Below are 6,426 nucleotides of genomic sequence, written 5' to 3'. Positions count from 1 at the left end.
AATGCCCGTCCACCATCCGGGGTTTTACGGCGTGCCTGATGCGCGGTGGCGCGAAGAGGTGCAGCACCATTTCGCCGAAACGCCGGACGGGTTGCGTATTACCTACGACCCTGCCCTGCGCGACGCTTTCATGGCCACGCTCGACCGGGCGCCAAACATGTGGCACGGATTCGATGCGCTTGCCGGGCGGCCGGTGGCGGTGATCCGTGGGGAGAATTCGGACATCCTGTCCACGCGCATTGTCGAGGAGATGGCGCTGCGGCGGCCAGACCTGATCCGGGCCGAAGTACCCGACAGGGCGCACATGCCGTTTCTGGACGAGCCGGAAAGCCTCGCGGTGTTGCGGGCCTATATCGCTGCGGTGGCGGCAGCAGAGGGCGATCGCTGACCCGGTGGGATAGCCGCCTTTGGACGTGGTATAATTCCGATGGTAGCGCGGAATGAGTGGAGCCTTGCGTAGCTCAGGCGAAGCTCCCAGAATGCATTGTCGTTTCTGCACAGTAGGATTGCTGCGCCCAAGATCGTTGGCTTGAATTGCGATCTTCAGCACTGTTGCGCCACGAGCGGCGCGGACATGTAGCCTGTCTGATAGACCATCTGACGGATGCCTCGCCAAAAGGGGTCGATCACAGTTTCCGCAAGTCAGCGACCAACCGTAGCGCCAGTGGCGCAGGATCAGTCCGGGCGTCTGATCCTTACAGCTTTCGCAAACCTGGAAGTCGTCACGCGATACGCATTGAACGGGGAGAGGGGTCGTGTCCGGAAGAGCCATGGCCTCGATCTCATTCCGGGTCCGTTGAACCGCCGAGCAAAAGCGAACCCAGTTCACCTGTCCGAGATCGTTCATAAGCTCCGGCACCCTGCCCTGCCCCAATCCGAGATACCCGCAGAGGTTTTCGACGGAACAATGATTGGCCCGGGCCCGCCGCCTGATCCAGCTCGAGAGCAGCTCGTCGCGTACCGGCGGCGGACGGCGTGGCAATGGTTTGATTGTCACCCAAACTCTGCCATTGGCCGATGTGGAGTACGCCACGCGTGCTTTGCCCATATCGGCTGCCAGAACTGAACGGCATCATCGGTGATCCGCTCCTCACCCGTCTCGATCGCCTCAACAGCCAAAGACTTGATCATGATGAACACGCGCGACGTCACACCACCCGTCACCTTCAGGATCGTCCGAAGCGACGCGACTGTCAGGCCTGACCGTTGCTTGAGTGCCATCGCGGCAATCAATGTCTGAATGAGCCGAGAGACCTCAACCTCCTCCTCCCAGAACGGCAGGTAGGGTTCGGCCAGCCGTCGGGTGCCGGCGGCGCCTGAACCAGCAGGATGCAAGCCGAGCCTTTACCGTTTTTCGCGGCGGGGGCTGAAAACCCCTTGCGTCGCATTCCGAACGGATCTCTCGCCAACTGCGCAGGAAACCGGCTCGCTCGCGGACCAGATAATAGCGTCGCAGGCGCGCAACGATCAGGTTTTCAACTTCTCGTGCGATCCGTTTCGACCCTGGCTGCGGCCCGCCCATCATTCTCGCGCAAACGGCAATAAAGGGACTAAGTATGGCCTTTCGCCAGACCCAGTTCCCAAGCAGCACCTCCGATCGCGGCACTGATCGGCTCACCCTTCTTCTCAAGCTCTAGGATCGGACGCAGAACCGAAGCGCGATGTTGTGCAAGACGCTCACTGACCACACCAATCCCTTGCCCCAAGTGGTCGGTACTTATCCACAAAACCGACCGTGTGCTCATAAAGGGTACAATATGAAAATTAACGGTGCAGCCCGCTGCGGATGTCGTAGTACCCTAATAAAAGAGAAATTACCGCTTCTGGCCTATTTTGGCGATTTCTGTGCCTCTATTTAGGATATGTCCACAGGTTTCGGCGACCTTCGGATGAGTGGTTCCGTCTGCCAAATCTCTTGCGCGCGGAGCAGAAGTGCATGTCGATCAGTGTTGGAGCCGAGTTCTTCAATTGCGCGTCGTGCCGCATGAAGCGCTCTCTCGGATGGCACAAGTCCAGTTGTTCCGAGCCCTCGTGTTCTAGCTCGGCGGCCTATGGCTCCCTGGTCTGCATATCGATATTCATGAAGTCGGGCCCAGCTCTGGAGATTCTCCAAAGCCTCACTCTGTCGCGGAAACGTACGCAACAGACTCCGCGCTGCCCGGTTGTTTCGCGCCACCCGATAGGCAGTGCGAAGCAACGGGTGCTTTGATCCGAGTTCAATCGCAGCGAGAACAATTGTTCTTTGGGCTTGGTTCTCAGAGATCAGCGCATCTGCATCCGCCAATTTCCACAATCGCAGAAGGTCTGACGTTTGTCTGAACTGATGCAGGCTTTGTTGGTCGCCAGAGACTACAGCTGACGCCAATCTTTTAGCCCCCTGAACCGCACGCGCTTTCATACGCTTTGAGATACCAGCATGCGGACATGTCGATACCAGAGACCGACCGCAACTTTCACAGTTTGTCGACCAAGCAAACCGCCAGTGGCGCAATACCAGATCCGGCGTTTGCTCTTGGCAATATGTGCAGGTCTGAAAGTCATGTGTTGCCAGATAGTTCAATGAGCGGGCGCTCAAATTTGGCAATGTCATCGCCGCAATCTCGGTACGTTTTCTTCCAACAGCCGCGCACAATCGGTCTACACAAACTTGCTCAAGGTCGCTCGAGCGGTCGGGCACCCTGCCCCTTTGCAAGCCAAGATAGCCGCACAGTTCTTCGGTTGAACAGTGATTGGCTTGTGCCAGCCGGGTAAGCCAGCTCGAAAGCAGTTCATCGCATAGGGGTGGTGGTCGGCGGGGCAGAAGCTTGATGGTCACTCGGCCTCAACGGCCGTCTCAAGCGGAACCGTCCACGCATGTTTGTTCCAGGTCGGCCGCCATGTCGCGACAGCCTCATCCGTAATCCTCTCTTCCCCAGAATGAATCGCATCGATGGCCAGAGACTTAATCATGATAAAGACGCGGGACGTGACCCCGCCGGTCACCTTCAGGATGGTTCGGAGCGAAGCAACGGTCAGGCCCGAAGGTTTTTCCAGCGCCATGGCCGCGATCAGTGTTTGGATCAGACGTGAGAACTCTACATCGTCTTCCCAAAGCGGCAAAAAATGTTCATCCAACCGGCGCGCAAGCTGGTCATCGCCACGGACGGCATCAAGCGCTTCGTTAACGCCAAAGACCACGAGCGATACGCTAAGCTCATTTGCGAGGAACCGTAGCATGTTGAGGAACCGACGTTGCTCCCTGTAACTGCCGGCAAGCAGATTGTGCACCTCGTCAATCATGAGCATTTTCAGGTCCATGTCTCTGAGATGGTTCAGCGCCCGAACCTCCAGTTCCGAGACTGTGCGACGCCCCCACATGGGCGCGCCAATCGTAGATAGTAAGTGTTGGTAGAACCTTCTCTCATCCGGCGCGGGTGGTGCCTGAAGCAGCAATACAGGTGTCTTGGTGATCCCGAGATCACTCTTGTATTGAGTGGGATACTTGCTCGCCATACGTTTGGCGATCATCGTCTTCCCGATGCCAGAGCTCCCATAGACCATCAAACCTGGCATGCGACTTTGTCGCGGTGTTTCCATCAATGATGTCAATCGATTGAGGACAATCGTTGCACGATCAAAAGCGATCCAATGGTCGCTGCGAATGCGGTCAATTCTTTCGTTTTGGGTCATGAAATTCATCTATGGGATAGGTTGGAAGATCAGGGTTGCCGGTATCAATCGCGAACATTTCACGAGAAGGGTCGCGCTGCTTTGGGGCCTTTGACAGGCGCGCATCCCGCTCTTTACCCAGCCTGGCTGCCTTGGTTTTCTGGCGCGCTGCCTCGGCCAGACGCCTTTGCGCGTCTACCATATCAAACAGCGCCTTTTCGTGGATCCGCCCACCGTGCTTTTCTTTCCATTCTTTGCGGGCGCGGCGACTTTCCCAAAGAGAGATTTCGGGATGACTGAGATTTCGGTAGCGCGCTTCGATCATGCGACCATCGTCTACCTGCACCCAAATCTTCGATAGGTTCCGCGGATCAAATCTGACTTGCGCCTTCTCTTTGCCCCGCCCGATCAAGGACGCAAACGCATCATTCCAGTAGCGCACTTCAAAAAGCGTGATCCCTGTGCGGCCAAGCTTGCGCCATTCAAAAGGCATGAAGCTCGATCGAAACGCGTCCACATCGACAACTTGCCGCCCTGCTGTATCGCCACCCAAATCGCTCCAGGCAGCAAGAGGTGTCCGGCCAAGAGCCCGATGCGGGGTGTTGTGATACCGACAGATTTCAAGATGAAGCCAGTCTTCAAACTCAGCAAGCGTCAAAGTCGCGTTTTGTTCGCTGTTATAGTCACCCTTGTCTTTGGGTGACGAGTGCGTGGTTCCAGGCAATACGTGAACCGAACCCATAGTTGTACCGATCAAGCGCTCAATGTGACCTCCGTAATGCTTGCCGCCCTTGGGACGATAGGAAACATCAATGCCCCAATCCTCGCACGCGGACTTGAACGCTCTGCTGCGGAACTCCTGGGCATTGTCCACATGAACAGCCTTCGGAATACCAGCCGTAGGCCAGGTAAGCTCTTCAAGGGTGCCGGGCACATGCACTGTCTTTCGGCGCACGCAATGGTCGAGACAAAGCGCAACCGACAGAACGGACGGTGCATCGAAACTCACGTATACGCCCAACACCACACGCGTGGTGACATCGATCGCCATCGTCAGGTTCGGCCGCGCAAGAGGCTGTCGATCGATGTGATCGACCAAAAATACATCGGCCTTGGTATGATCGATTTGCACGACGTCGAGTGGGTCGGGAACGTCGAGTTTGCCAGGACGCGCTGCGAACAATTGTCCAGCTACGTCCGCGCCATGTCGCTTTGAGATGACCTTACGCTGGTCCATCGCATCTAGCCGCCGCTTAACTGTTCGACGGGTCGGAGGCTGGAAGCCCTTTGCATCACACTCTGAGCGTATCTCACGCCAAATGCGCAAAAAACTTGAACGTTCTCGAACCAGATAGTAGCGGCTAAGGGTGGTGCTGATGATGCGCTCCACATCCGGAGCAAGACGCCCTTTTCCAGGTTTAGGCCCGCGCCGACCCGGTTGCAGCGCAACGGATCGAGCATCGTTCTCTTTGAGACGACGGTAAAGCTTCCAAGTATAGCTTTTGGAAAGACCCAACTCCCATGCCGCGTCGCCAATGGCACGACCAATTGGGTCGCCCTTTTTTTCAAGCTCAAGAAGCGGCCGCAGAATAGCAGCACGATGTTTCGCAACGGCTTCAGATTTCACAGCGCGTCTTCATCACAAATCGCCGAAAGTTATCCACAGATAATCTTGTATCCTAAATTAGGGTACAGTATCCTAATTAAAGGTACAATGCCACAAATAGAGGTACAAGCAGCCATTGAAAAGTCAGGGAAAAATTAGCCTCTATTCTCTTTAATTAGGGCACAACGACACCGTGGTGGCCGCTTCTCGACCTGACACAGGACCAGATGCTTCACAGCATCAAAGCCGACTGCGCCCATCTTCAGGGCTTGTTTTACAGCGGCGTGCAGCTCCTCTATGCCGAAGCTTTCCAGAAGCCGCAGCACCTGGACATACTCGCGACGGCCGATCTTCAGCATGCGCGCTTCCATCAAGCGCGCAGCGTGTCGAACTCTTCGGGCAAATCCCATTCCGCAAGGGGCGCGGCCTGACCTAAGGCATTGATCTTGCGTTCGATCAGCGGGAGATAATGGATCGGGTCGAACACCATGTCCTCCCGCCCGTAGCACCGCGGATGGCGTGCGATCACATCCCCACGGCAGCCAATCACCACCTGATCGACATAGGCCCGCACCCAGACGTCCTGATGGCCATAGGCCACTAGCACCGAGTAATCATTGGTGGCGTAGCGGACCAAAGACTGGGAGCTCACTCGGCCACTGGCCTGTGCGCAGGCCTCAAAGGGAGCGGCTGGCAAGGGGCGCATCTCGGCCAGATCCCGTTGCAGCCGCACGCCGATCGTCTCCGTGTGTCCCCGCAAGGTATAGCCCTGACGCGCGCGGCACCGCTCTTCGAGATAGGCGTTGAAGCGTTCCCAGTCCGGGAAGCAGGGGATCGGCACCATGTGGTTGCGACGCACATAGCCCACCATTCCCTCTACATTGCCCTTGTCGTTGCCTTTGCCAGGCTGTCCGTAGCGGTCTCGGAACAGGTAGTGCGACAGCAACCCGCTGAACAGCGTGGCCCGCACCCGTATCCCATCGGGTTGGATCTTAGCGACAAGGCAGCGGTCGTTGTCATACAGCACCGACTGCGGCACTCCGCCAAAGAAGGCAAAGGCATGCACATGCCCGTCCATCCAGGCCTCCGCCGTGGCCGCCGGGTAGGCCCGCGCGAAGTAGGCATCGCTGTGCGGCAAATCCAGGACGAAGAAGTGGGCCTTTTGCTCAACG

Annotated in this window: 4 protein-coding genes and 3 pseudogenes; 1 reads left to right on the top strand and 6 read right to left on the bottom strand. The window is 57.0% G+C overall.

Going from position 1 to position 6,426, the window contains the following annotated elements:
• A pseudogene (locus KBT70_RS04550) lies at window positions 1-388 on the top strand (alpha/beta hydrolase); the annotation flags it as partial.
• A 261-nt stretch (window positions 389-649) separates the two neighbouring features.
• Here the strand turns inward: KBT70_RS04550 and KBT70_RS20730 are convergent.
• The 6 genes and pseudogenes from KBT70_RS20730 to KBT70_RS04530 form a co-directional block, all read right to left on the bottom strand.
• A pseudogene (locus KBT70_RS20730) lies at window positions 650-1,048 on the bottom strand (TniQ family protein); the annotation flags it as partial.
• Window positions 994-1,335, bottom strand: a complete 342-nt coding sequence (locus KBT70_RS04545; protein WP_111368992.1) for a hypothetical protein — start codon at window positions 1,333-1,335, stop codon at window positions 994-996. The pseudogene KBT70_RS20730 and the gene KBT70_RS04545, both read right to left, overlap by 55 nt.
• 520 nt (window positions 1,336-1,855) lie before the next feature.
• A complete protein-coding gene (locus KBT70_RS20725) occupies window positions 1,856-2,815 on the bottom strand; it encodes a TniQ family protein (protein ID WP_111368995.1) in 960 nt (319 codons plus the stop codon).
• Window positions 2,812-3,669 (bottom strand): TniB family NTP-binding protein, encoded by an 858-nt coding sequence (locus KBT70_RS04540; protein ID WP_229678661.1) that lies wholly within the window; start codon window positions 3,667-3,669, stop codon window positions 2,812-2,814. The genes KBT70_RS20725 and KBT70_RS04540 overlap by 4 nt, the downstream gene beginning before the upstream one ends.
• Window positions 3,647-5,275 (bottom strand): Mu transposase C-terminal domain-containing protein, encoded by a 1,629-nt coding sequence (locus tag KBT70_RS04535; protein ID WP_082894773.1) that lies wholly within the window; start codon window positions 5,273-5,275, stop codon window positions 3,647-3,649. Before KBT70_RS04535 ends, KBT70_RS04540 begins: the two co-directional genes overlap by 23 nt.
• Before the next feature lie 134 nt (window positions 5,276-5,409).
• A pseudogene (locus tag KBT70_RS04530) lies at window positions 5,410-6,426 on the bottom strand (IS21 family transposase); the annotation flags it as partial.

The organism is Roseovarius sp. (assembly GCF_018066915.1).
Lineage (GTDB): Bacteria > Pseudomonadota > Alphaproteobacteria > Rhodobacterales > Rhodobacteraceae > Roseovarius.
The sequence above is the reverse complement of the archived record's forward strand: the minus strand, read 5'-3'. Positions and strand labels throughout refer to the sequence as shown.